Genomic DNA, 24540 nt, shown 5'->3' with positions numbered 1-24540 from the left:
GCGGTACATCTTTTAAAAAGGAGTTCATGCTATGAAAGTTCCGACAGAGATCAGTCAACAAACAGTACCTAAAGGAAAACTAAGTCCTCGTAATAGAAAAAAAGCAATATGGGCGTACGTTTTTCTAATGCCCCAGATTATTGTTTTTTTTGGTTTATCAGCTTATCCGATCATCATGAGTTATGTCTATTCCTTTTATGATTGGTCAGGAATAGGACCTTTAAATCGGTTCATTGGGTTAGATAATTACAGACAGCTGTTAACATCTGATCGATTCTGGCAGTCTTTCATTAACTCAATTTATTATGTAGCGGGTACAACCGTTATTAGCGTAGGATTTGCTTTAATTCTTGCCATAATCTTGAATGATCAGAAGTTAAGAGGAAAGACACTGTATCGTACGGTGTATTTTCTGCCGGTTGTTACGACAACAGCCGTAATTGGAATTGTCATGAATAATATCTTTGGACTGAATGGTTTGTTTAATGATTTGATGACTACGTTTGGTATCTTAAGTCAGCCTGTCTCCTGGTTAACAGATGGAGTTCTGGCGATGATCTTACTGATCGTCATTGGTTCTTGGAAAGGGCTTGGAATCAACATGGTTTACTGGTTAGCGGGCTTACAATCCATTCCGAATGATTTGTATGAATCAGCTCAATTGGATGGTGCGGGATTCTGGAAAACCTTGTTCCACATTACGCTTCCACTCCTTAAGCCTATCTTATCTGTTATTCTTCTTCTATCCATCGTTGGGGGAATTAATGCGTTTGATTTAGTTAAGACGTTGACGAATGGAGGGCCTTACTATCAGACGGAAACGCTTGATTTGTTTATTTATAATTATGCGTTCTCCTCAGAGTTCTCTGGTGGACAAACAAGGATGGGATACGCGTCTGCTGCCGGGGTTTTGCTAGGGTTATTTACATTTTTCATTAGTATTTTGTTTAGCATAGGTGCGTTCTCTAAAGAAATTAGACAGTTTCGTTTAAACCGTAAGAAAGCGAGGATTGGAAAATGATACGAAGTAAATCGGCTCGAATAATCATTCACACATGTCTCCTAGTCTTCGGCTTTATATGGATTTATCCATTCATTTGGATGATTCTATCTTCGTTTAAAACGAATACTGAATTTCTAACAGGAGGACCGAACCCAATTCCTGAAGTCTTTCAATGGGACAACTATGTTCGTGCTTGGACGAGTGCCAACTTCTCAAGTTATTTTGTGAATACGGTTATATTTACAATAGCCACCGTATTTATCGTACTCGTGTTAAGCGCACTCACAGGATATGTGCTTGGTCGAATTCAGTTTCCTGGACGAAAAGCGATCATCATCATCGTAGTAGCCATTATGTTCATTCCGAAGGGCTACACGATTATTCCGCTTTTTAAGATTGTCAGTACGTTAGGTCTTTCAGATTCATTACTAGGTGTGATTGTAGCAGAGTCTTCCGGGGCACATGTCTTGTTCATACTTCTCTTTGCTTCCTTCTTTGCTAAAATTCCTAAAGAGCTTGAGGAAGCTGCCGAGATTGATGGAGCAGGGTTCTTGCGGACTTTCACCCAGATCATGTTGCCTTTAAGTGCACCGATTGTGGCAACCGCGGGGATCATGCAATTTATCTGGACATGGAGCTCATTCCTTATTCCACTTATCTTCACAGCAAATCGACCCGAACTACGGACCTTAGCTGTAGGGATGGAAAACTTCGTAGGTACGTATACGTCAGATTACGTAGGAATGACAGCAGCTGCCACAATCTCATTAGTGCCGGTCATGGTCATGTTCCTACTGATGCAACGTTTCTTTATAGAAGGTGTCGCAGGAGCGGTTAAGTCATAGGTCATTACAAAGAGACCGAGACAAAACTAAAAAGTAATGAGTAAATGGCGAGTGATTCTACGATCGAATCATTCGCCATTCGTGTTTTCCGTACTTTCTAGTAAAACGAGCGGAAGGAGAACCCGACACTCCTGTGGATAAGTACGTGGTGAAGACTCTGTAGCGGTGGGTTCGCGCGGAAGAGGCTGAGGCCGTACCCCATAGCCGTCAAGTTAAGAAAGGAAAAAGAAAGAGCTCATCCTTTCTCTTGTAGTGGATCTAGTATTTTCCATCAGGGTACGTATGGGTAGATTGGCTCTTTTTCTATTTTTTTTTGCACCGGATTCTACCGTTTTACTCCACACGCGCATGTGTTTCATAGGCGATCTGTAAGATGTCATAGGGACTTTGATGGCGGTGGCGATGGTCTTTTCGTCCATGTCGGTAAATGCTCTCGTAGATATTTTCTAGAACGTCTTCTAATGAAGAACGATGATAGAGAGCGTATCCTTTTGACTCTTCTATAGCCCTTTTGGCATGATGGATACACTTGTATTCACTGCCTTCGAGGTGGTGCTTTTGATGAAGATAGAACCGGCATTGAAACGCCACCATCGAGGAAAGCAGAATGTGTATAAGTTTCCCATACATGTGGCAGAGAAACCGATCTGGATTCATCGCGCGCACGTGATCAATGGCGAAAAGGGATTTCCACGTTTTGAAAAGAATCTCGACTTGCCAGCGTAAGGAATACATCGGATACAATGCTTGCACATCCATTTCTTCCTGTGTTAGGTTAGTGGCAAGGATTTGGGTATGATCCTTTTTGTCGGCGGATTGGGTATGACCCCCTTTCCGTCTTCTTTTTCGTAAACCGGCTTTCCTCTTGTTTTGTTGATCCTCTGTCAATCGTTGCACGATGACACGGGTTTGAAGGGTGTTCTTTCCTTTGACCCCTAATTGGATGACCCCATAATCTTTGATCGCTCCCGGTTCTAGCTGCTTCGCATCTTCTTCTGGTTTGATTTGGATTCGTTCCCCTTGATCATCTCTAGTCCAATAGGTCATATTGGCCGGCGTCCGCGTGATATAAGAAGCGCCTGCACGATCGATTTGTTTCAAATGGTCGCCAGAAAAGTAGCCGAGATCACGGATGATCAAATCACCTGGTTGAATCGTATCGGCTAATGCATAGGCGGCGTGATGGTCACTTTCTCTTGAACCGGAAAGTAAGGTATGCAAAAATTTCCCCTCATATAGCTCATACTCTAAATGAATTTTCGCTCCATCTGAAGAAGTACCATCTTTCTTTGGTCGTTCAAATGAAGTCGCATCTAAGATGCGGATCCGAGAAAACGGGGTCTCAGGAAGAGGTGGCATGGCCATCAACTCTTGTTTGGCCGCCAATTGAAAAAACACATGCTTCAAAAAAGCCGCTCCTTTTTCATCGAAGCGTTGATGTAAGGCTTGTTTGGAAAGGTGGGTATTGGATTCACGTGAAAGAGCCCCGCAAAGCTGTGTTAACTCTGTCGCACCGACGGGTTGAGGAAGAAAGGAACAAATACTTAGGAAATCCTCAGGTTTTAATTTCTTTAGACGCTGTACAAACCCAACATCTCGGGCAGATTGGCGAAGGTTCGGTACAGATAAAACGTCCAACACGGTTTTCGCAAACGTACTGAACTCCTCTTTTAAAGACACAAACGATCCCTCCCTAGGACTGGTTAAACCCCCATCCTAACGAAGAATCGTCTATAGTTAAACCGATTTTACTTAACTTGACGGCTATGGGCCGTACCCACGGAAAGGGAGGGATTCTCCTGCAGCGGTTATTGTGCTAAGTTCGTGTTTGGCTATCCATGTCTCGGCCTTCTTAATCTATAAACAATGCGAGGACATTCTTTCCAATTGTCATGTTATCTTCCTTTTTCTATTCATTTGTATTATGATAATAGAATTACATTTACTATTAGAAAGTATCATACGTTAAAAATGGCTAGATAAAGAGAGAAGGGGTTAAGGTTGGAACGAAAGACGCGAAGTACGAGAAGGAAGAAGAAATGGTTAAAAGTAACGGCATTACTCACAACATTAGTTGTACTACTTGTTTGTTCCGGAGCAGGATATCTATATGTGAAAGCCAATCAAGTAGCATCAAAATCCTATCTTGAATTAGAACGTGGAGAGAAATCAGAGCTCCGTACTCAACCTGTAGACATTGGAAAAGATAGCTTTTCTGTATTACTTATGGGTGATGATGCACGACCAGGTGAAGATCATGCGCGATCGGACGCGATGCTCGTAGCTACATTTAATAAAGAGAAAAAAACGATTATTCTTACGAGTATTCCTCGAGATTCCTATGTAGACATTGTAGGTAAAGGAAAAATGGACAAGATTACACATGCCAATGCATTTGGTGGAGTGGATATGGCTGTTGATACAGTAGAGCAATTACTTCAAATTCCGATTGATCACTATGCTGTCGCAAAATTTGATGGATTAAAAGATATTGTTGATGCATTAGGTGGCATTGATGTCGATGTGGCATTTACCTTCGATTTCACTGAAAAAGGGAAAACACTTCACTTTACCGAAGGTCCTTCTCATCTTACTGGTGAAGAGGCGCTTGCTTATTCAAGAGAACGGAAAAATCCGAAGGCAGGCGGAGATTTTGGTAGAGGACAACGACAACAGCAGGTGCTTGAGGGGATTATTAATGAAGCAGCATCGCTTAGTAGTATACAAAACTATGATAAACTATTTGAGAGTCTGGGTGGTAATCTAAGGACGGACCTAACGTTTGCGAATCTACTATCTTTACACGGCTATGCAACCTCGCTAGTTGATATGGAAACTGTTCAATTAGAAGGTACGCCTTTCCGCGGAAACGACGGAATTAGTTACGTACGAGTAAACGACGATTCCTTACAAACCATCCGAGCGAAGTTAAAAGAGCACTTAGATCTTCAATAAGGATGTGGGGGATAGATTGTCATGAGTGATTTATATCAAATGCCGAGCTCTGCTTCACTAGATGATATAGATAAGTTAATTATCTCAATGCTACATGAGAATTCCAGAGTGTCTTACACAGACATTGGCAAACAAGTTGGTTTATCGCGAGTTGCTGTACAGATGCGCATTCAGAACCTGGTTGAACAAGAAGTCATTGAACAGTTCACCGTTGTAGTGAACCCGGCAAAGATGGGGATTCATGTTTCAGCATTCTTTAATGTGGAGGTTGAACCACAGTTTCTAGATGAGGTTGCTCAAAAGCTAGAAAATGAAAATGCTGTATCCAGCTTATACTTGATGTCCGGACCTAGTAAGCTGCATATGCATGGGATCTTTTCCACTCAACAAGAAATGGAGCAATTCTTGATTCATACCATCTACCCATTAAAGGGTGTTGTCAGTGTAGATTGTCAAATGCTCTTAAAGCGGTACAAGAGTCGAATGGGAATGAAACTGTAAGCATTGTGGATAAATAAATGATAATGAAAGAAACAAAAGGAGTTGTCCACATGTGGGCAACTCCTTTTCTTAATCCATTTGTTTGCCCATGAATAGGCTGTATAACTCTTGCTTATTTTCAAGCAGATCATCTAACGTATATTGGTCTAATACGTCGAGAAAAGCTGCTTTCGCTTGGTACAGGACTGATTTTAGTTTGCATGAACATCTGATCAAGCATTGCCCGTCAGCATGAAAGCATTCCACAAGATCAAACACTTCAAGCTCCCGAACAAGTTTGCCTAGGTTAACAGTCTTAGGTGATACTGCTAACGTAACGCCTCCGTTTTTGCCACGCGTTGTATGTAACAGTCCTTTTTTACCCAAATCATAAACAATCTTTTGAAGATGATGAATGGAGATTTGATATGCATTCGCAATCTCTTTTACCTGCGCACGTTCATCATCCGATAAACTGCCGAGGTAAAGAAGCGTTCGTAATGCATAATCGGTGTAATTAGTTAATTGAATCGAAATCACACCCCTTTTTTAGTTGCTCATAGTATATCATTTTGATTTTTTTTCTAAAAGTTATCTCGATTTTGTGAAGAATTTTCGTACACCCTTGAATGGAAAACGTTTCCGAGTATACTGAAGTTGTATTTAAAATATAACTTTAAAACGAGGTGTAGGGAATGGCAAAGGCGTTAACGAAAGAGCAAATGGATTATATTAAATCAAGTGTCCCTGTACTGGCAGAGCACGGGACGACGATTACAAAGTGTTTCTACTCGAACCTGTTTAACGCGCACCCAGAACTAATCAACATATTCAACCATACGAATCAAAAGCAAACAAAACAACAGCAAGCATTGGCTAACACGTTGTACGCAGCTGCGGCAAATATTGAACAGCTTGAATCACTTCTACCTGTGGTCCGTCAGATTGCCCAAAAGCATCGGAGTCTTCAAGTGAAGCCAGAGCATTATCCAATTGTCGGGCACCATTTGCTTGAAGCAATAAAAGAAGTTCTTGGGGAAGCGGCATCGGATGAGCTATTAGAAGCATGGGAGGTTGCTTATGGTATCATCGCGGAGATCTTCATTTCAGTAGAAAAGGAGATGTATGAAGAAGCTCAAGAGAAGGCTGGAGGATGGAGTGGATATCGGCGATTTATTGTTAAGAAGAAAAAATCTGAAACGAGTCATGTGACATCCTTTTACCTTGTTCCAGAGGATGGGCAAGCCATCCCTTCGTATGAACCCGGTCAGTATATTACGATTAAGGGATATAGTGAGAATGATGAGTATACCCATCTACGCCAATACAGCTTATCTGATGCACCGAACCAAGGTTATTTCCGTCTGTCAATCAAACGCGAAGGAACGGTTTCTACTTATTTGCATCAACACGTAGAGGAAGGAATGTCCGTAGAATTAACAGCACCTGCTGGAGAGTTTTTCATTGATCCAGAAGGGGAAGGTGAGCTTGTTCTCATTAGTGCTGGCATTGGCATCACACCACTCATGAGTATGGCAAAGGGAGCACTTGAGGTGAAGCCTACTCGTTCTGTACACTTTCTACACGCCACTACACATACTCAGGCGCACGTCTTTTTAGATGAAATAGATCAATTAGATCGAGCCTATCCATCTTTTAAAAGGGACATCTTTTACTCAGAAGAAATGGGTGGAAGAGTAACGGCGAAGGAAATCAATCAAGCGGTTAAGCATAATCAAAATCAGGATTTCTATATTTGTGGACCAGAGTCGTTTGTTCAAGACATCTCAGGATTTTTGAATGAGGCAGGGGTTGCTTCAAATCGAGTTCATATTGAAGTGTTTACACCACGGATTCCGGTATAACAAAGAAGCAAGCATCTCTCAGTGAGAAATGCTTGCTTCTTTTTAGTTCCTACATTTCTTACGTCGCAAAGCTCTCGCTTCCGCCGTACTCATCACGCATTTCCCCAACAATTTCAGTTAGGATATCCTCCATGGTAACCAGTCCAATGATAGAACCGTGTTTATCTTTGACTGCTGCCATGTGAGTCCGTGTTTGCTTCATTTTTAAGAATACGTCTTGAATGAACATTGATTCTCGCACCTGTGGAATATGATGTAGAAATTGCTCAATCCCGCCGTTTCGTCCTGCGGCGATACTTGTTAGCATTTCCTTTGTGTTCAAGAACCCAATCAGTTTTTGATTTTTTATAACAGGGTACCGAGTGTACTCATACTGGTTAAGAACCTCCAGGATCTCATCAAGGTTCATTTCAGCTTGAAGCATGATGACCTTTTCTTTTGGAACCATGATTTCACTTAATGTTCGTCCATCAAATGAAAAGAAATTCTCAAGATAGGCAAGCTCTGTTTGATTGATTTCTCCACCCTTATAGCTTTCTGATACGATGAGCTTTAGTTCTTCCTCTGAGTACACCGTCTCATGACCAGCTGGTTTAACCCCAAACCATCCAAGTATCTTTTGAGCTGAACCGTTTAAGATTCGGATAAATGGTCCCATAATGACACCAAACCAATAAAGTGGAGGAGCCAAAAGCAACGTCATTTTCTCAGGAAATTGAATAGCTAACGTTTTTGGAGCGAGTTCACCAATAACAACATGTAGAAAGGTTACAATGGCTAGGGCGATCGCGTAAGATAGTGCTGTTGCGAGAGCAGCAGGAACACTGTACGCTTCAAAAAGCGGTTGAAGGATTCGTTGTACAGTCGGTTCACCTAAAGCACCAAGAATTAACGCTGTAATCGTAATCCCTAACTGACAAGCTGATAAATAGTAATCAAGCTCGTGTGCAACTTTTTTCGCTAAAACAGCCTTCTTGTTACCTTCAGAAATGAGCTGATCAATTCGAGACATACGTACTTTAAGGATAGCAAATTCTCCACCTACAAAGACGGCCGTCAAAAATATGAATACAGCTACAAGAAATAAGTTAACGTAAATGAGTGAGTCCAATTATTCCCTCTAATGAAAGAGGGATTCACCTCCATGGTTGTTGTATGCTTTTAGACTTGTTCTAATTGAGTGTTGTCCATACGTTGTTGCTTAAATTTAACTTTTTTAATTTGATGGTTATCCACTTCGAAGATGGACCAAAGATGCTCTTGAAGCTTAACTTGTGTTTGTTGATGAGAATCTACAACAGCTTGAGTTTTATAAAGAATCCACCCACCGATTGTGTCGATATTGTCGCGTTCGTCGAACTGTAAGCCGAACTGTTCTTCTAAATCATCAAGTAACACACGACCATTAATCACATATTCGTCGGAACTAACTTTTTCAATATCTGCTTCTTCATACTCATCAAACTCATCACGAATCTCACCGACTAATTCTTCAATGACCTCTTCCATTGTGACAATTCCTGATGTTCCGCCATATTCATCCATGATGACAGCCATATGAACTTTCTCTTGCTGCATCTTCAGCATCACATCTTGAATGCTTGTTGCTTCTAAAATAAATGGAAGGTCACGCATATAGGCCTTGATATCAAGCTCTTGACCAGCGACAATGGCTTGTAGCATTTTCTTCGCGTTTACGACCCCGATGATTTTATCTTTGTCGCCGCCTTCAATGACAGGGTATCTAGTAAAGTTGTACTCATCGAGTACGGCAACTAGTTCTTCCTTTGTCATATCCTGATGAATGGCTACAAACTCGGTTCGTGGCACCATGATATCTTTTGCCACGCGCTCATCAAATGAAAAGACGTTCTCCATGTATTGGAGCTCTTCCTTATCGATCTCTCCGCCTTGATAGCTTTGAGTCATAATAATCTTAAGTTCTTCCTCTGTATAGGTCTGTTCATGACCTGCTGGCTTTACACCAAATACTCTTAACAAGACACGTGAAGCTCCGTTCAACGTTAAGATAAATGGAAACATGATCTTTCCGAACCAATATAGAGGCGCGGCAAGAAGTAATGTCATCTTCTCAGAAAACTGAATCGCCAATGTCTTTGGTGCCATTTCTCCAACAACCACGTGAAGATAAGTAACGAGGAGAAAGGCGATCGCATAAGAGATGACTGATGTCAAAGAATCTGGAACGTTTAAGAAATTAAACACGGGATACATGAGACTGCTTACTGCTGGCTTTCCAAGGGCACCAAGCCCTAAAGCCGTTACTGTTATACCTAACTGACAAGCTGATAAGTAATAGTCTAGATTTTCAGTTACTTTTTTGGCTATAACTGCTTTTTTGTTCCCTTCTGCAATTAACTGTTCAATTCGTGAACCACGAATCTTAACAACGGCAAATTCAGATGCAACAAAGAAAGCGGTTAGTGCTAGTAAAATGACAAGCAGAACAAGATTAACTATTGTAATTAAATCCAATTATTTCCCTCAGATGAGGGATTCACCTCCAACAGAATTAAAAACTCTTACCGACCAATGATTCATACATGTTCATATGAGTCTATCTTTTTGTCAGGGAGATAAGTTTAGTTACAACAGCAGGATTCTGTTCCAAAGCCATCCTCTTACTTATTAGTTTGTTACCTATAGATTAGAAGAAGGGATGAACAGAAAGACTGCTATTGTATGTTCTCATATGAACAACAAATGCGCAGCTTACTTCTTCCAAGTAACGAGTATGCAATATCGCCTTCCCAATGTACGTTCCTCCATTCTTTCATTGAAATAGATTGTTCACACTATGCAGAATTAAGAATGAATGAAACGGTTTTCATTCCTGCCATAATAGTGTTGAGAAGAGTATACGGATTTTTCCGATATAAAAAAAGTAGGTACATCACTTTTACACAAAAAATTTACAAACTCGTAATATAAGATTATTCAATTTGTCATGAATGGAGTGTGGATACACCTAAACGAGGTAATAAATGGTTAAATATAACAGTAAATTACTCGCAAAAACACGAACATAGCAACAAATCCGCTACAGGAGAATCCCTCGCACCCGCCGGGAACGGCTTCAGCCTCTTTCGCGGGGAAAGCGCCGCTACAGTGTCTTCACCACGTTCTGTTCCGTAGGAGTCTCGGGTTCTCCCTCCGCTTGTTTTGCAAAAACACGAATAGCGACTGATTCGCATGTTGAATCAATCGCTATTTTCTAGTTCATTTTAAGTTATGTCCCAAACCTTTTTCTTTTTATGGAAGTTACGATGTAAAGTAAGAGACTCACGGCAAGCGTTGAAGCCCCAAGTATTGTCCAGCTACCTGTATTGGTTGCTGTTTCTGGAAGGATTCCTCCCTCTGTGGCTTGTGCCTCAGGAGATGTTATCTTGTTTTTGAAATCTGATTTTCGAATCATCCCGTGAATTCCTTTTGTCTTGTCGACCACTTGAGAAACTTCATAATCGGTGGCTGCACTTAAATAGGCGTAAGCCTTGGCACGATCCATTCCAAGTTCGGTCTCTAAAAAGTCAATTGAACGTCTTGTCGCATCCTTCATTGCTTCATTTAAGTCAGGGTCCAGACCAATCGGAATCCAAAATTCATCGGTTTCACCGAATGGGTGAGTAAAGGCTGTACCGTTTCCAGGAATGGCTTCATCCCCATTTTTTAACACCGTTAAACGAAACGAAATGTTGTGCGAAGGGAGGCTTCAAGTGCTGTTAAAGCTACTTCGCCGTCCCCTTGAGCGAAATGAGGATCACCTGTGTAGAAGAGGGCACCAGCCACCTCAACTGGAAGATAGAGTGTAGATCCTTGCGTTAAATCATTAATATCGATATTACCGCCTGTGTGAGTGGGTGGAACCGAATGCACTAATTCGTCGGTATCAGTCGCAACGCCCATCAACCCCATAAAAGGATCAATTGGGAACTGTACATCTTCTCCCAAAATCTGACCGAACCACTGATCATCTATGTATTCAATTGGTGTAAATAACGAAACATTGTTATAAAGTTCTGGGTTTTCTGCGCTGGCTCCTTCTTGGGGTCCATCATTCTCAGGAAATTCATCTGGAAGTGCCCCTTTGTAGTGACGATTTGAAATCACGCCGTATGGGACACGTGGAGTTAATGATAGGATGTCCACTTTTAAGACGTCTCCAGGCTCGGCACCTTTTACTGCAATGGGTCCAGTAACAATATGTGGTCCGTGGTCGTCAAAATCGTGGTCAATATCTGATTCGGCAATTTCAACGGCTTCATCCAGTACATGGTCCTCGTTGACACCATTTTCGCCAAAGTATTGAAGCGGATCTCTTCCTTGATCTTCAAGTAATCCTTCGTGTGAGACTGTATCGATTGTGACGGTTTCTCCAGATTCAATCTCCATTACCGGACTAGATTGCTTATTTGGCAAGTGTCCCCACGTAATGGTATCTAGGGATGATGACAAAAAGTGATCACCATCTATTTTGTACGGATTGTCTTTATTAAGCGGAAAAGGGATGGATTCGGCTTGTGCGTTCACTGGATAAGAAAGAATAATGGATAATGCGCCTAAAAATGTTAATGTCTTTTTATACATGCTGATCACTCCTATCGTTGATCGTTACACGATAGCATCTTTAGATGAAATGAGTGTTGGGAAACAGAGATTATCTGACAAGCTTTTATGCCATATTTACGAATTTCATAGTCATGAAACAAAAAAAGCCAGGATGCACCTGGCGAAAATTCATCTTATATGAATGTATTCGTAAGCGTTCCGATCTTTTCAATACTGACAGAAACCGTGTCTCCAGACTTAAGATACACGCGTTCTTCTTTTGGAAGGCCTAGAACAACCCCCTCAGGAGTACCGGTTAAGATAAGATCTCCAGGCTTTAATGTGAAATGGCGAGAGATATAACTAATGATTTCCTTGCAGGAAAAAATCATATCTGATGTATTGGAATGCTGCCTGCGTTCGCCATTTACCTTTGTTTCAAGCGTAAGATTCTGAGGATCCTCAATTTCATCAGCTGTTACAAGAAACGGACCAATAGGATTAAATCCATCACAGGTTTTGCCTAATAGCCATTGAGGTGTTTTCATTTGAAGATCTCGAGCAGAGAGGTCATTTGCAACTGTATAGCCAAATACATAATTGAGGGCGTCTTCCTCTTTCACATTTTTGGCCGTTTTCCCAATAACAATGGCAAGCTCAACTTCATAATCCACTTCCTGCGTTACCTCTGGAATAGTAATGGTTTGATGGTGACCAGCGAGTGTATTGTTAAACTTATTGAAAAGAATCGGGACTTCAGGGTACGGCGAACCTGTTTCATCTGCATGCTTACGATAGTTCAAGCCAACACAAATGATCTTTTCAGGAGTCGTTACCACTGGGGCAAATGAAGTCTCCTCTTCATTCACGTGAAAAGGTGTGACGTCATTGATTGACTCGAGGTATGCATAAATAGTTGAAGTTGATTCAGCGTATCCATGTATCATCTCATCAATGGAACGGGGGACTCCCTCTTTCGGGTACTCATGTAATACGCTAATGAGATCTATTTGCATTCCTTTATAAGAGACAGCTAGTCTTTGCTCATTATGTTTAACAATGGTACTAACGATCAAAAAAATCACTCCTCTTTCATTCTTAATGCCGATCAACCTTCTATTATGATTCTCTTCATGGTAGCATAAAGATTCATCTATATGAAAGCGTTTTAATATGATTGGTTGTTGAGGCTCGGTTAGACACTCAGGTGAAGATCAGGAGGAGACGTCTTATATGAATAGGCATACATTATGGTACGAACAGCCCGCAAAGAATTGGAATGAAGCACTGCCTGTAGGTAATGGAGTATTAGGTGGTATGGTCCTCGGAGAGATCACAAAGGAAAAAATCTATTTAAATGAAGATTCTGTCTGGTACGGTGGAAAACGAAACCGTAACAATCCTGACGCCCTAGAGAACTTACCTAAGGTGCGAGAACTTTTATTTAGTGGAAGATTAAAGGAAGCCGAGGAGCTTGCAGACGTAGCGTTAACCGGTGTTCCATTTAGGCAACGGCATTACGAACCTTTGGGTGATTTACTCCTACAATTTTCGCATGAAGGATCCGATTTTAATCATTATAAACGAGAGCTTGATTTAAAAAGAGGAGCGGTTATTACAACGTATACTTGCAATGAAATAACCTATAAAAGAGAACTGATAGCCAGTTACCCTGACCAGTCTCTGGTTATGAGGTTAACAGCATCTAAGCCGAACGCCATATCATTAAAAGCGATGCTGGATCGCATGGACGCAACAAGCGTAGACGAATCAAGGGCCAAAAAGGACGATTCAATTAGTATGTCAGGTGTGACTGGCGGGAAAGACGGGATTTCTTTTTATACGAAGGTGAAGGCTATCCCAGAAGGGGGCCATGTGCAAACGATTGGGAATCGGTTAATTGTTGAGAACGTCGATTCACTTACGCTCATTCTGGTGGCAGCTACAACCTTTAGGCACCCGCAACCCGAGCAATGGTGTGAAAACCTGCTAAACCAATTGTCTCAAAAGACTTACGAGCAGCTGCTAGATGACCACCTGAAAGACTATCAAACGCTGTATGAAAAAATGGAGCTTGAACTAGAGGATGACCCGAGCCTGACAAATCTACCGACAGATCAAAGGCTTCAACGTGTACAAGAGGGAGGGCAGGATCTCGGGTTAATGAATCTTTATTTTCATTATGGCAGGTACTTGCTCATGTCTTCGAGTCGCCCTGGTTCCTTACCAGCCAACCTTCAAGGAATCTGGAATGCAGAGATGCTGCCGCCATGGGATAGTAAATTCACGATCAATATTAATACCCAAATGAATTATTGGCCTGCAGAAACATGTAATCTCTCAGACTGCCATCTTCCGCTATTTGATTTAATTGAACGAATGAGAGAGACAGGCAGGGAGACGGCTCAATCCATGTATGGATGCAGAGGCTTTGTTGCTCACCATAATACAGATATATGGGCAGATACAGCACCTCAGGACTTGTATATGCCAGCAACAAACTGGACGCTCGGAGCAGCCTGGCTTTGTTTACATCTGTGGGAGCATTATTCGTTTACAGGTGATGTGACGTTTCTCAAGAAAGCATATGAAACCATGAAGGAATCTGCGTTGTTTTTTGTTGACTTTCTAGTTGAAGACGAGCAAGGAAGGCTTGTTACGGCTCCTTCAGTATCACCGGAAAATCGTTATCTCCTTCCAAATGGTGAGTCTGGCACTCTTTGTGTTGGTCCTGCCATGGACAATCAAATCGTACATGCGCTTTTCTCTCATTGTATTCGTGCAACAGAAATTCTTGAAATGGATCAAGTATTTGCTGAGGAACTACGTAGCCTACAAAGTCGTTTACCTGAAACAACGATTGGAGGGAATGGCCAGGTTCAAGAATGGCTAGAGGATTACGCTGAGGCAGAACCAGGACACAGACACATCTCTCACTTGTTTGCCTTGCATCCTGGGAGTCAAATCACTCCACAGCAAACACCAGAGCTGGCAGACGCAGCCATTAAGACACTTGAAGGCAGGTTGAAGCACGGAGGAGGACATACAGGTTGGAGCAGAGCGTGGATTATTAATATGTGGGCTCGTCTCGGACAATCAGAGCGTGCGTATGAACATTTTCTCGCTTTGTTAACACAGTCTACGTTGCCAAACTTATTTGATAACCACCCTCCATTTCAGATAGATGGGAACTTTGGAGGCACAGCGGCAATAGCAGAGATGCTCCTCCAAAGCCATAACGAAACCATTCACTTATTTCCAGCACTACCTTCTGAATGGTCTAAGGGATCCGTCAGAGGAATAAAAGCAAGAGGAGGATTTGAACTCAGCTTACAGTGGGAGCATGGTCAGTTTATTCAAGGGGACATTCAAAGTCTTCTGGGTGGTCAGTGTGTGATAAGAAGCGCCTCACCTCTAGTCGTTACATTGGGTGGCGAAAAAGTTGAAACGACCGAAGCGGGAGAAAATGTGTACCAGTTTAAATCGGTGAAAGGTGAGACCTACCAATTGAGTAAGGCTTAGAGACTGTTGTTACATCTTGGTAAGTAGCGCAAGGAGCTTGATAAATTGAAGGATGTTCTTTGTGTAGTGGCAGTCGATCTTGGTACCGGATGGGTGAGCTTGGTAACGTGTGCGATCATCTTGCTATCGAGGCTTACTTCTTATTAAAAGTTTCTCTGAGCTTAATAGAATCTACAATCCTCTTGGTAACGCTCCGCTCAGCTTGGTACAACGAACAAACTGCTTGCTTGATGCGGAGTTTTTCTTGGAGAAGTTCAGATCGGCATGAAAAAAGATCTCCTCTTTTCTCAAGTGAGGGAGATCTTTCTTATCATCATCTGACCTTTACTCTTCAATCATTTTAAGAATACGCGCGGGATTTCCACCAACAACGGCACGCTCTGGTACATCCTTTGTCACAACAGCTCCTGAGGCAATGACCGCATTGTCGCCAATGTGGACACCTGGATTAATGATGGCCCTTCCACCAATCCACACGTTATGGCCAATGGTCACAGGCTTCCCGTATTCTAATCCACTTGCTCTCTCGATAGGATCAAGAGGGTGAGTCGCTGTATAGATATGAACTCCTGGTGCAAGCATACAGTGATCTCCAATTGTAATGGGGCAGACGTCTAAGAATACGCAGTCAAAGTTCGCAAAGAAATGATCTCCTACATATATGTTAGATCCATAATCACATTGGAAATTCCCTTCTACATGGATGCTTTCACCAGTGCTTCCAAACAGTCTTTTTAAAAGAGTCGTCCGCACCGTTTGATTGGTTTCTGCGTTAAATTGATGAGTTAGCTCACGCGCTTGTTGGTGTTCTTGTTGTAGCTCTGCATCAGAGGGGTCATACATTTCTCCAGCAAGCATTTTTTCTTTTTGAGATTTCATGTTGAACTCCTTATCATATGTTCTTCTATACGCTACACTAGCATTACACGCGAACATAAGCTAGTAAGTTTGCGAATAAACTAAGATTATGTGCTATCCTTGTTCGAGAGATTATGAATAGGATTATATATGGGTTAAAGAGTAGAAGAGAGAAGGGGTAACCTTGGAACAACAAATTGCAGGGAAGAAGCGTCTTGGTCTTGCGTTTCTTCTAGGAATGTTAGCGGCATTTGGACCACTTACCATTGATATGTATTTGCCGAGTTTTCCAGATATTACAGTGGGATTAGATACAACAGCATCGCTTGTTCAATTAAGCTTAACCGCGTGTTTGTTAGGGCTAGCTGTTGGTCAGTTAGTGGTTGGGCCTTTAAGTGACGCAAAAGGGAGAAAGAAACCGCTCATTGTATTTATCTTTTTATATGTGCTCGCATCTTTCGCATGTGCATTCGCACCCAATATCTACTTTTTAATTATTGGACGTTTTCTTCAAGGGTTCACAGCAGCTGCGGGAATTGTCATCTCACGTGCGGTTGTCCGTGACTTGTTTAGTGGGAGGGAATTAACGAAATTCTTCTCGCTTCTTATGTTGATTAATGGATTGTTTCCAATTATGGCGCCTGTATTCGGAGCCGGTGTATTACTTGTACCTGGTGCAACTTGGAATTGGGTCTTTATTGTATTAGGTATCCTTGGATTAATTATTGTTACAGCCGTTTCTTTGAAGTTAAAAGAAACACTACCGGCCGAAAAACGTGTGCCAAGCTCAATCGGTGCAACCTTGAGAACGTTCTCCTATTTAATAAAGGATCGTCTGTTCATGGGGCTTGCCCTCACTCAAGGGTTAATGACAGGTGGAATCTTTGCCTATGTCTCAGGGACACCCTTTGTCTATCAGTCCATCTATGATGTTAGTCCACAGATGTTTAGTGTGCTATTTGGGATAAATGGCCTTGGCATTATATTAGGTACACATTTAGTTGGACGCTATGCGGGTATTGTACCAGAGAGAGTGTTCTTAAAAGTAGGGTTAATTATTGCGGTTGTGGCAGGAGCATTTTTATTTGTGATGACTTTACTTGAAGGCCCACTGCTTTCCATTGTCATTCCAATCTTCTTCTTCGTATCAATGATCGGTATGGTCGGAACCACTTCCTTTTCACTTGCGATGGAAACAAAGGGGGAACAAGCAGGTAGTGCCTCAGCTTTACTTGGTTTACTACCATTCGCTATTGGTGCAACAACAGCCCCGCTTGTCGGAATTGCGGGCGAAGAAACAGCCGTTCCTATGGGCTTTATCATCTTCATTATGAGCGCAGGTGCCTTCCTGTCGTTTACGTTCTTAGCGAAGGGCGGTCGTGTGAAGGAAGAGCAAGCTTGATATAGGAGGTGACTGGTTAGATGAACACCCTAATCTTCATACTTTCAATTATTATTTTCTTGGTCCTGCTTTTTATTGTAATAGAGAAAGCAGTGCAAAGAGGCATTGATTCATCAAGCGTAGGTCGGGCTATTCAAAAGGAATTAGATCACACGGATAAGAAAGAGAAAAGATAAACAAAGCTGAGCGAATGATTGATTCGCTCAGCTTCTTTGATTTATTTACTATTTACTTCTCTGCTTTTCAATGTGAAGAACGTAATGACAAATCCGATCGTTAACGTGAGTAAAACGCCTATAATCGCATACCAGAAGTAAGGGCCTACATAAGCAACCAGACTTACTATACTGGATAAGATGTATCCATAAATACGAACACCGAGTATGGCAAAGAAAGTTGCCCCAATAATACTTGCCACCGTACAAGCAATAAACGCTTTACGATATTTAATTAGGACTCCAAACAGGGCAGGTTCCGTGATTCCAAGTAATGCTGAGATACCGGCTGATAAAATGACCGACTTTTCTTTTTTTCCTTTCGCTTTAAAGAAAACAGCAAAGGTTGCTCCTGCTATAGCCATGTTAGTCATAAAGAACATAGGCATGAGCATATCAAATCCATTATCGGCAAAGTTTTGTAATGCAATCGGTGTCATTGCGTGGTGCATACCAAACACGATAGCAATAGGGCGAATTCCCCCTACTACACTTCCTGCAAGAATGGGTGAAAGGTTAAACAGCATCTCAATGAATGAAGCAAGTAAGCTTCCCACATAGGCTCCTAGTGGTCCCGTGGCAATTAAAGCAAATGGAATAGCAATAAATAAGGTCAATGTCGGTGTAAATACGGTTCTTAATACACTCGGCATAAACTTGTCGACATATTTTTGAATATAGCTTAATGCCCAAACAGAAAGGATAATCGGTATAACGGTTGCACTGTAATTAATAACCGGTACAGGAAGTCCGATAAAGGTAAACTGGCTGATTTCTCCTAATTTTGCAGCATCCAGCAAAGAAGGATACATAAATCCACCGGCTACAGCTAAAGCAAGATATTGATTGGTTTTAAAAATGTTTGCAGCAGAAGCCGCTAGGAAAAATGGTAAAAAGTAAAAGACCGCGCTTGCTACTAAATCAAGAATAATGACCGCATCACTCTCTGCATTTAATACCTCAAGAGCAATGAGTCCAGCTAAAATTCCTTTAATCATACCAGCTCCGGCAATCGCTGGAACAATTGGTCCAAAAACGCCTGATACTACATCAAGAAGAGCACCGAAAAATCCTTTTTTCTTAGAAGATGGTTGGCTCTCAACTTTTTCTTCTATGTTAAGTTCGTTTATTAAGGCTTCATGAACTTTTTGAACATGTGTACCTATAACGATTTGATATTGATCATTTGTTAGTTGATCACCCATTACACCATCAAGATCTTTAATGTCTTCTCGTTTTATTTTTGAAAAATCATGCAAGTCAAAGCGAAGTCTTGTCATGCAGTGCCATACTTTCTTAATATTATGTTCTCCGCCTACATATTCAATAATATGTTTGACGTTTTTTGTATCACTCATAGTGCCAGCCTTCCTTCTATTCGATTAAGATGATCATCTTTACACGTTTATCGTAGCATACCAATCATTTATTGAAAACGGTTCACAAAACACCAATTTTCTTATGAACCCTTGTTGTTAAAGGGTTATTTAATTTATTCTAGTGAATTGGTACGGTAAATAATGAAGATTAGTACGTATTTTCTGACCAAATTGACCCGTAAAAATTGGTATGCTTTAATCAACATATTGGATAAAACAAATCATTATATTTTAATAATGTTAAATGCTATGTACTAGAAGGAAAAAGGAGTAACGACGATGAAGCCTAATCTCATAACAAATGTAGAAGCATTTGTTACCAATCCACAGCGTCATAATCTGGTTGTTGTAAAAGTAGAAACAAGCGAAGGTGTGACAGGGTATGGCTGTGCTACCTTCCAACAAAGGCCACTTCCTGTACAGATGGTGGTTGAGGAGTACCTTAAACCAATTCTAATGAATCGGGATGCTCATGATATTGAGGATCTTTGGCAAATGATGATGGTCAATTCATATTGGAGAAATGGACCGATACTTAATAATGCAATTTCTGGTGTAGACATGGCTCTTTGGGATATTAAAGCCAAGCTAGCAAACATGCCCCTTTATCAATTATTTGGAGGCAAATCAAAGAGTGCAATCGCCGCTTATGCTCACGCGGATGGATTAACAATAGAGGAGCTCTTTACGAATGTGGACAATCTGATTCAACGAGGGTTCAAGCATATTCGCTGTCAATTGGGGTTATACGGTGGAAAAAATCATGATATGCATATGCCTACTACGAAGATGGATGGAGAATATTATGATCCAGATATCTATATCCAAGATGTTGTTCAGATGTTTAAGGCTCTTCGCGAGAAATACGGCTATGGTATTCATTTCTTACATGATGTTCATGAACGCCTCTCTCCGAATCAAGCCTTGCAGCTTGCTAAAGATTTGGAGCCGTATAAGCTCTTTTTCTTAGAAGATATTCTTCCACCAAACCAAAATGAGTGGTTAGCTCAGTTAAGAAGTCAGTCTACTACTCCAATTGCCACAGGTGAGTTGTTTAATAATCCTATGGAATGGAAAGATCTTATTATTAATAGAAGAATTGATTACATTCGCTGCCATGTTTCTCAAATTGGGGGGATTACTCCGGCATTAAAACTAGCTGCGTTATGTGATGCTTTTGGCGTACAAATTGCTTGGCATGGCCCTTCTGATATGACGCCAATTGGAGTGGCTGTTAACACACATCTAAATATTCACCTTCATAATGCCGCCATTCAAGAGGTTCAAGAACCTGGTGAAACCATTAAAGAAATGTTCAAGCATTCGGTTGAAGTAGAAAAGGGGTATATTTATCCTATAAATCGGCCTGGGATTGGTGTTGAGTTTGACGAAGCACTAGCTAAGGCGCATCCAGTTAAATATAGAAAGCATGAATGGACTCAGTCGAGACTCCCTAACGGATCCATCCACACACCTTAAGTGTAAGAGCTTGTTCTAAAGTAACCAGGTGATGGTTTACTTTAAGGAGCAGCTCTTATTTGCTAAACTAAACTCAAATCAATGAGATAGCTGGTGGAGTTTTATGACAAAGACCGAATTTGTATCCGATGATCTTCTTAGTAAGATCTATCAAAATAAGTATAGTCCCGGTGAAAAACTTCCAACTGAAAGGGATCTTGCCACCCATTATCAGGTTTCGCGTTATACCATTCGGCATGCAATTAAAAAGCTTCTCAATATAGGCTGTGTACGTGTAGTCCAAGGTTCAGGTATCTTTGTAACGGACACTAAGTATAAAAGTCCGTTGATTTACAATTCTTTAACTGAGAAGAAGTTTAATGAAATTGAATCAAAGATTGTCCATTTAAAAAAAGTTCAAGCTACTCCCCTACTTGAAAAGACATTTGATCTTAAACAACAGGAACTTTGGGAGTACAAGCGAGTTCGTATAGTTGATTACCAAAAAGTTCAAATTGAAACATCTTTATTGCCGTTTCAACTTTTCCCGGACCTTACTGAAGAAATATTAGCAAAGTCTGTTCATCACTATGTTCAACAATGTGGATTTCTTATTTCACACTTTATTACAACGTATAGTGCAGTCTCTATTACAAGGGACGAAGCAGCGTTATTAAACTGTAAAAAAGGAATACCAGCAATGAAAATAATGAATCGGGGGATATTGGATGATGGTCGAGTTTTTGAATACAGTGAGCTCATAAACCTTGATTATACCGTTTCCTATTTTACTCCATTTAATAATGACCATCATCAGCAACGATTGAATAAATAGTAAGTTCTTATAATTAGTAAAATGAGACAAATAGAAAAGTACGAATGGAAGATAAGCATAGCTGAGCGGATAAACCGATCCTCTCAGCTTTTTCTACAAGGAATTTGTCGAAAGAGATTGACATCGTTTACATCGAAATGTATAGTATGGGTACAACATTATATTAGGATTGTTACTGATTCGATCAGGCATTACCTATGTTAAGAACATACTAGAAGTTTAGATGTTTTTAAGATGGGATTTTGTTGTGTGATGAGATATGGAGGACATATCATGAAATTCTCAAAAGCATTCAATAATAACGTGGCCTTGGTAAAGGATTCATCGGGAGTAGAATGGATTGTCATGGGCACAGGCGTAGGATACCAAAAGAATAAGGGAGATCTCATTCCTGAGGAAAACATACGCCGGAAATTTGTGGCTGAGAAGTCTTCGACTCGCAAACCGTTGCTGCAGGTATTGGATGAGATTGATTCAGATGTCCTTGATGTTTCGGTAGAAATCATTAAGAATGCAGAAGCACAGCTGGGCGTTACATTTAGTAATAATATCTATCTTACCCTTGCGGATCATTTGAATTTCGCTGTTAAGCGTGCGAATGAGCGAATTGATTATGCAGATACAAACCGATGGGAAGTTAAAAACTTATACCCTAAGGAATATGCAGCGGCGAAGGATGCCATTAGACAAGTGTTTGATCGTTTAGATGTTCTTCTTCCTTTAAGTGAAGAGACATTTATTACGTATCACTTTGTAAATGGGCAACAAGCCAAGAAAACAAAGATTGAAGAAACGCTAAAGATGACAGAGGTCATTAATCGAATCATAGAGATTGTTCAATACCATTTTCAGCTTAAGCTTGATGAAGACTCACTTAATTATACGCGCTTTATCACTCACCTCAGGTACTTCTTTATCCGGCAATATAAGCAGGATCAAACGGAGCAAGAGGAAGTGGATATCACCTTATTGGAGCTTGTGAAAACCAAGTATGAGAAGGCGTATCAAGCTGTTGAAAAAATTTCGAACCTACTTGAGAAACGGTATGGATGGAGTTTATCTTCAAATGAACGACTTTATTTAACTCTTCATGTATGGAGAGTGACGAATCGACAAATAACTAAATAGCATCACGGCGGATTGTTACTGATTTGATCAGGCATTACCCAAATGGAACGAGCCACTGGCCGTCTGTTTGGGTATTTTTTATGGAAAAAAAGGAGGATTTACCATGGCAAAGTACAAAGAATTAGCTGAAAAAGTGCTTGAGAATGTAGGCGGGTCTGGCAACGTTGACCAAGCATGGCACTGTATTACACGTCTTCGCTTTAACCTACATGATAAAGAGCAAGTGAAGATTGAAGACATTAAGAAGCTTGACGGTGTACTTGGTGCACAATTCTCAGGTGATCAATTCCAAGTTATCGTTGGAAACAAAGTATCAGATGTATACGCTGAACTTGAGCCGATGGTTGGCGGTTCCGGTGGTTCTGGCGGTGGAGAGAAAAAGGGTCAAAGACAAGGAATTGTCTCTGCAACAATGGACTTTATCTCGGGCGTATTTACACCGATCTTACCTGCACTTGCAGGGGCCGGTTTACTTAAAGGTTTCCTTGCCTTATTTGTCACAATCGGTTGGTTAAATAATGAAGGCGACACATGGGCTATTCTGAATGCAATTGGAGATAGTGTATTCTTCTTCCTACCGTTCTTCTTAGCTGTTTCAGCTGCTCGAAAAGTACGTACAAACGAATACCTCGCATTAGTTCTTGCAGGTACGATGATGTACCCAACATTTCTCGATGCAGCTAGAGGCATTACTGAAGCAACAAGCTATTCGATTTTTGGGCTTAACTTTATTTCCATTCCAGTTTTAAATTATTCTTCAAGTGTTATCCCAATTATTTTGGCAGTACTTGTATTGAAATACGTATATAACTTTGTTAAGAAATTTATGCCATCTGCCATTTCTTTAATGTTCTCACCAATGATTACATTCCTAATTGTTGTTCCGATTACACTTTGGATTATTGGACCACTTGGAACAAACATTGGAGCAGGTCTATCACAAGTATTTGTTTGGTTATTTGATGTTGCAGGTCCGGTAGCAGGACTATTACTTGGTGGATTTATGCCACTAATTATCATGACAGGAATGCATTATGCATTTGCACCGATTGCTATTCAAAACATCAACACAATTGGAAATGACTCGTTCTTACAGCCAATGATGTTTATCAGTAACTTAGCTCAAGCAGGTGCTGCTTTTGGAGTAGCGGTTCGTTCAAAAAACAAACCATTAAAGCAATTAGCATTATCTTCAGGTATCTCAGCAACAATCGGTATCACAGAGCCCGCAATGTATGGGGTTAACATGAAAGTGAAAAAACCATTTATCTATGCGATGATTTCAAGTGGGGTTCTAGGCGCATTTGCTGGATGGTACGGTTTTAAAGCATATGCACTTGGAGGTCTTGTAGGGGTCTTTGCCATTCCGGTCTTCGCTGATCCAAGTGGAGCAGTAACACCAATCGTTGTAGCCTTGATCTTGTTTGTTCTTTCACTTGTTCTACCGTTTATCTTAACAATGATTCTTGGGTTTGAAGATATTCAAGAAGAAGGTCAAGCGACAGAAGCACCGAAACAAGAAGAAGAGAAAAAAGCACCAGCAGCTAGTGGTACACAAACTCAAACTGTTGTTCAATCTCCATTAAAAGGAGAACTTGTTCCACTAAAAGACGTTTCTGATCCAACATTTGCCCAGGAAATTATGGGTAAAGGTATGGCCATTGAGCCAGGTGAAGATCACATTGTTGCACCAGTATCTGGTACGGTTATGGTACTTCCTGATTCCCAGCATGCAATTGGAATTAAAGGGGACAATGGGGAAGAGATTTTGATTCACATCGGTATTGATACAGTTTCTCTTAAGGGTGAGCACTTTAAAGGATTAGTAAAAGTAGATGACCGCATTGAAGTAGGGCAAAAGCTAATCGAATTTGATCGCGAAGCCATCAAAGCTAAAGGGATCCAAACGGTTACAATGATCATCGTGACAAACACACCAGATTATTTAGATGTGTTAAGCATTAATGATTCTGGTCCAGTGTTTGAAGGTGAACAACTACTAACGTTAGTACGATAACAATGGTGGGGA

The 24540-nt window shown here is 41.0% G+C and carries 21 protein-coding genes; 12 read left to right on the top strand and 9 right to left on the bottom strand.

Features of this window, described 5'->3' with window-relative positions:
- Window positions 1-31 precede the first annotated feature (31 nt).
- Both NSQ54_19025 and NSQ54_19020 read left to right on the top strand, forming a co-directional pair.
- On the top strand, window positions 32-1021 hold the full coding sequence (locus NSQ54_19025; protein ID WYP26391.1) for a sugar ABC transporter permease: 990 nt from the start codon (window positions 32-34) through the stop codon (window positions 1019-1021).
- Entirely contained in the window at window positions 1018-1848 is an 831-nt protein-coding gene (locus tag NSQ54_19020; GenBank protein ID WYP26390.1) for a carbohydrate ABC transporter permease, read from the top strand. Before NSQ54_19025 ends, NSQ54_19020 begins: the two co-directional genes overlap by 4 nt.
- Window positions 1849-2181: 333 nt before the next feature.
- Here NSQ54_19020 and NSQ54_19015 read toward each other — a convergent pair whose 3' ends face one another.
- Window positions 2182-3528, bottom strand: coding sequence for an IS4 family transposase (locus NSQ54_19015; protein WYP26389.1), 1347 nt, complete (start codon window positions 3526-3528; stop codon window positions 2182-2184).
- A 321-nt stretch (window positions 3529-3849) separates the two neighbouring features.
- Between NSQ54_19015 and NSQ54_19010 the strand changes: the two genes are divergently transcribed.
- Complete coding sequence (locus tag NSQ54_19010) at window positions 3850-4803, top strand: LCP family protein (protein ID WYP26388.1); 954 nt, start codon at window positions 3850-3852, stop codon at window positions 4801-4803.
- A gap of 21 nt (window positions 4804-4824) precedes the next feature.
- The gene (locus NSQ54_19005; GenBank protein WYP26387.1) at window positions 4825-5304 is read left to right on the top strand and encodes an Lrp/AsnC family transcriptional regulator; all 480 of its coding nucleotides are present in this window, start codon (window positions 4825-4827) and stop codon (window positions 5302-5304) included.
- A gap of 69 nt (window positions 5305-5373) precedes the next feature.
- Here NSQ54_19005 and NSQ54_19000 read toward each other — a convergent pair whose 3' ends face one another.
- Window positions 5374-5814: an Rrf2 family transcriptional regulator gene (locus NSQ54_19000; protein WYP28597.1), complete on the bottom strand. Its 441-nt coding sequence runs from the start codon at window positions 5812-5814 to the stop codon at window positions 5374-5376.
- A gap of 164 nt (window positions 5815-5978) precedes the next feature.
- Between NSQ54_19000 and hmpA the strand changes: the two genes are divergently transcribed.
- On the top strand, window positions 5979-7148 hold the full coding sequence (gene hmpA / locus NSQ54_18995) for an NO-inducible flavohemoprotein (GenBank protein ID WYP26386.1): 1170 nt from the start codon (window positions 5979-5981) through the stop codon (window positions 7146-7148).
- 58 nt (window positions 7149-7206) lie between these two features.
- Here hmpA and NSQ54_18990 read toward each other — a convergent pair whose 3' ends face one another.
- From NSQ54_18990 to NSQ54_18970, 5 genes are all read right to left on the bottom strand, one after another.
- A complete protein-coding gene (locus NSQ54_18990) occupies window positions 7207-8259 on the bottom strand; it encodes a hemolysin family protein (GenBank protein ID WYP26385.1) in 1053 nt (350 codons plus the stop codon).
- Between the two features lie 50 nt (window positions 8260-8309).
- A complete protein-coding gene (locus NSQ54_18985; protein ID WYP26384.1) occupies window positions 8310-9644 on the bottom strand; it encodes a hemolysin family protein in 1335 nt (444 codons plus the stop codon).
- Window positions 9645-10398: 754 nt separating this feature from the next.
- On the bottom strand, window positions 10399-10842 hold the full coding sequence (locus tag NSQ54_18980; protein ID WYP26383.1) for a hypothetical protein: 444 nt from the start codon (window positions 10840-10842) through the stop codon (window positions 10399-10401).
- 2 nt (window positions 10843-10844) lie between these two features.
- The gene (locus NSQ54_18975; protein ID WYP26382.1) at window positions 10845-11753 is read right to left on the bottom strand and encodes an acetamidase/formamidase family protein; all 909 of its coding nucleotides are present in this window, start codon (window positions 11751-11753) and stop codon (window positions 10845-10847) included.
- A 155-nt stretch (window positions 11754-11908) separates the two neighbouring features.
- Entirely contained in the window at window positions 11909-12790 is an 882-nt protein-coding gene (locus NSQ54_18970; protein ID WYP26381.1) for a fumarylacetoacetate hydrolase family protein, read from the bottom strand.
- A gap of 157 nt (window positions 12791-12947) precedes the next feature.
- Here NSQ54_18970 and NSQ54_18965 point away from each other — a divergent pair, with 157 nt between their 5' ends.
- Complete coding sequence (locus tag NSQ54_18965) at window positions 12948-15236, top strand: glycoside hydrolase N-terminal domain-containing protein (GenBank protein WYP26380.1); 2289 nt, start codon at window positions 12948-12950, stop codon at window positions 15234-15236.
- 324 nt (window positions 15237-15560) lie between these two features.
- Here NSQ54_18965 and NSQ54_18960 read toward each other — a convergent pair whose 3' ends face one another.
- The gene (locus tag NSQ54_18960) at window positions 15561-16115 is read right to left on the bottom strand and encodes a sugar O-acetyltransferase (protein WYP26379.1); all 555 of its coding nucleotides are present in this window, start codon (window positions 16113-16115) and stop codon (window positions 15561-15563) included.
- 217 nt (window positions 16116-16332) lie between these two features.
- On the opposite strand from NSQ54_18960, the gene NSQ54_18955 reads away from it, so the two are divergent.
- Together NSQ54_18955 and NSQ54_18950 are read left to right on the top strand one after the other, a co-directional pair.
- Window positions 16333-17496 (top strand): multidrug effflux MFS transporter, encoded by a 1164-nt coding sequence (locus tag NSQ54_18955; GenBank protein WYP28596.1) that lies wholly within the window; start codon window positions 16333-16335, stop codon window positions 17494-17496.
- A gap of 20 nt (window positions 17497-17516) precedes the next feature.
- Window positions 17517-17672: a hypothetical protein gene (locus NSQ54_18950; GenBank protein ID WYP26378.1), complete on the top strand. Its 156-nt coding sequence runs from the start codon at window positions 17517-17519 to the stop codon at window positions 17670-17672.
- A 41-nt stretch (window positions 17673-17713) separates the two neighbouring features.
- On the opposite strand, the gene NSQ54_18945 is transcribed toward NSQ54_18950, so the two are convergent.
- A complete protein-coding gene (locus NSQ54_18945; protein WYP26377.1) occupies window positions 17714-19069 on the bottom strand; it encodes a PTS transporter subunit EIIC in 1356 nt (451 codons plus the stop codon).
- A gap of 300 nt (window positions 19070-19369) precedes the next feature.
- Here NSQ54_18945 and NSQ54_18940 point away from each other — a divergent pair, with 300 nt between their 5' ends.
- The 4 genes from NSQ54_18940 (at window position 19370) to NSQ54_18925 (ending at window position 24528) form a co-directional block, all read left to right on the top strand.
- Window positions 19370-20569, top strand: a complete 1200-nt coding sequence (locus NSQ54_18940) for an enolase C-terminal domain-like protein (GenBank protein WYP26376.1) — start codon at window positions 19370-19372, stop codon at window positions 20567-20569.
- 103 nt (window positions 20570-20672) lie between these two features.
- Entirely contained in the window at window positions 20673-21383 is a 711-nt protein-coding gene (locus tag NSQ54_18935) for a GntR family transcriptional regulator (GenBank protein WYP26375.1), read from the top strand.
- A 273-nt stretch (window positions 21384-21656) separates the two neighbouring features.
- The gene (locus NSQ54_18930; GenBank protein WYP26374.1) at window positions 21657-22511 is read left to right on the top strand and encodes a PRD domain-containing protein; all 855 of its coding nucleotides are present in this window, start codon (window positions 21657-21659) and stop codon (window positions 22509-22511) included.
- 103 nt (window positions 22512-22614) lie between these two features.
- Window positions 22615-24528, top strand: coding sequence for a beta-glucoside-specific PTS transporter subunit IIABC (locus NSQ54_18925; GenBank protein WYP26373.1), 1914 nt, complete (start codon window positions 22615-22617; stop codon window positions 24526-24528).
- The last annotated feature ends 12 nt before the right edge of the window (window positions 24529-24540 follow it).

It is taken from the genome of Alkalihalobacillus sp. FSL W8-0930 (assembly GCA_037965595.1).
GTDB lineage: Bacteria > Bacillota > Bacilli > Bacillales > Bacillaceae_D > Alkalicoccobacillus.
Note: the sequence above shows the minus strand (reverse complement) of the source record. Positions and strands in the feature narration are given on the sequence as shown.

Excerpts from the sequence above, each read along its gene's own strand:
- NSQ54_19025 (WYP26391.1), top strand. The coding sequence starts at position 32 with ATGAAAGTTCCGACAGAGATCAGTCAACAAACAGTACCTAAAGGAAAA.
- NSQ54_19020 (WYP26390.1), top strand. The coding sequence starts at position 1,018 with ATGATACGAAGTAAATCGGCTCGAATAATCATTCACACATGTCTCCTA.
- NSQ54_19005 (WYP26387.1), top strand. The coding sequence starts at position 4,825 with ATGAGTGATTTATATCAAATGCCGAGCTCTGCTTCACTAGATGATATA.
- hmpA (WYP26386.1), top strand. The coding sequence starts at position 5,979 with ATGGCAAAGGCGTTAACGAAAGAGCAAATGGATTATATTAAATCAAGT.
- NSQ54_18975 (WYP26382.1), bottom strand. The coding sequence starts at position 11,753 with ATGTATAAAAAGACATTAACATTTTTAGGCGCATTATCCATTATTCTT.
- NSQ54_18965 (WYP26380.1), top strand. The coding sequence starts at position 12,948 with ATGAATAGGCATACATTATGGTACGAACAGCCCGCAAAGAATTGGAAT.
- NSQ54_18960 (WYP26379.1), bottom strand. The coding sequence starts at position 16,115 with ATGAAATCTCAAAAAGAAAAAATGCTTGCTGGAGAAATGTATGACCCC.
- NSQ54_18955 (WYP28596.1), top strand. The coding sequence starts at position 16,333 with ATGTTAGCGGCATTTGGACCACTTACCATTGATATGTATTTGCCGAGT.
- NSQ54_18950 (WYP26378.1), top strand. The coding sequence starts at position 17,517 with ATGAACACCCTAATCTTCATACTTTCAATTATTATTTTCTTGGTCCTG.
- NSQ54_18945 (WYP26377.1), bottom strand. The coding sequence starts at position 19,069 with ATGAGTGATACAAAAAACGTCAAACATATTATTGAATATGTAGGCGGA.
- NSQ54_18940 (WYP26376.1), top strand. The coding sequence starts at position 19,370 with ATGAAGCCTAATCTCATAACAAATGTAGAAGCATTTGTTACCAATCCA.
- NSQ54_18935 (WYP26375.1), top strand. The coding sequence starts at position 20,673 with ATGACAAAGACCGAATTTGTATCCGATGATCTTCTTAGTAAGATCTAT.
- NSQ54_18930 (WYP26374.1), top strand. The coding sequence starts at position 21,657 with ATGAAATTCTCAAAAGCATTCAATAATAACGTGGCCTTGGTAAAGGAT.
- NSQ54_18925 (WYP26373.1), top strand. The coding sequence starts at position 22,615 with ATGGCAAAGTACAAAGAATTAGCTGAAAAAGTGCTTGAGAATGTAGGC.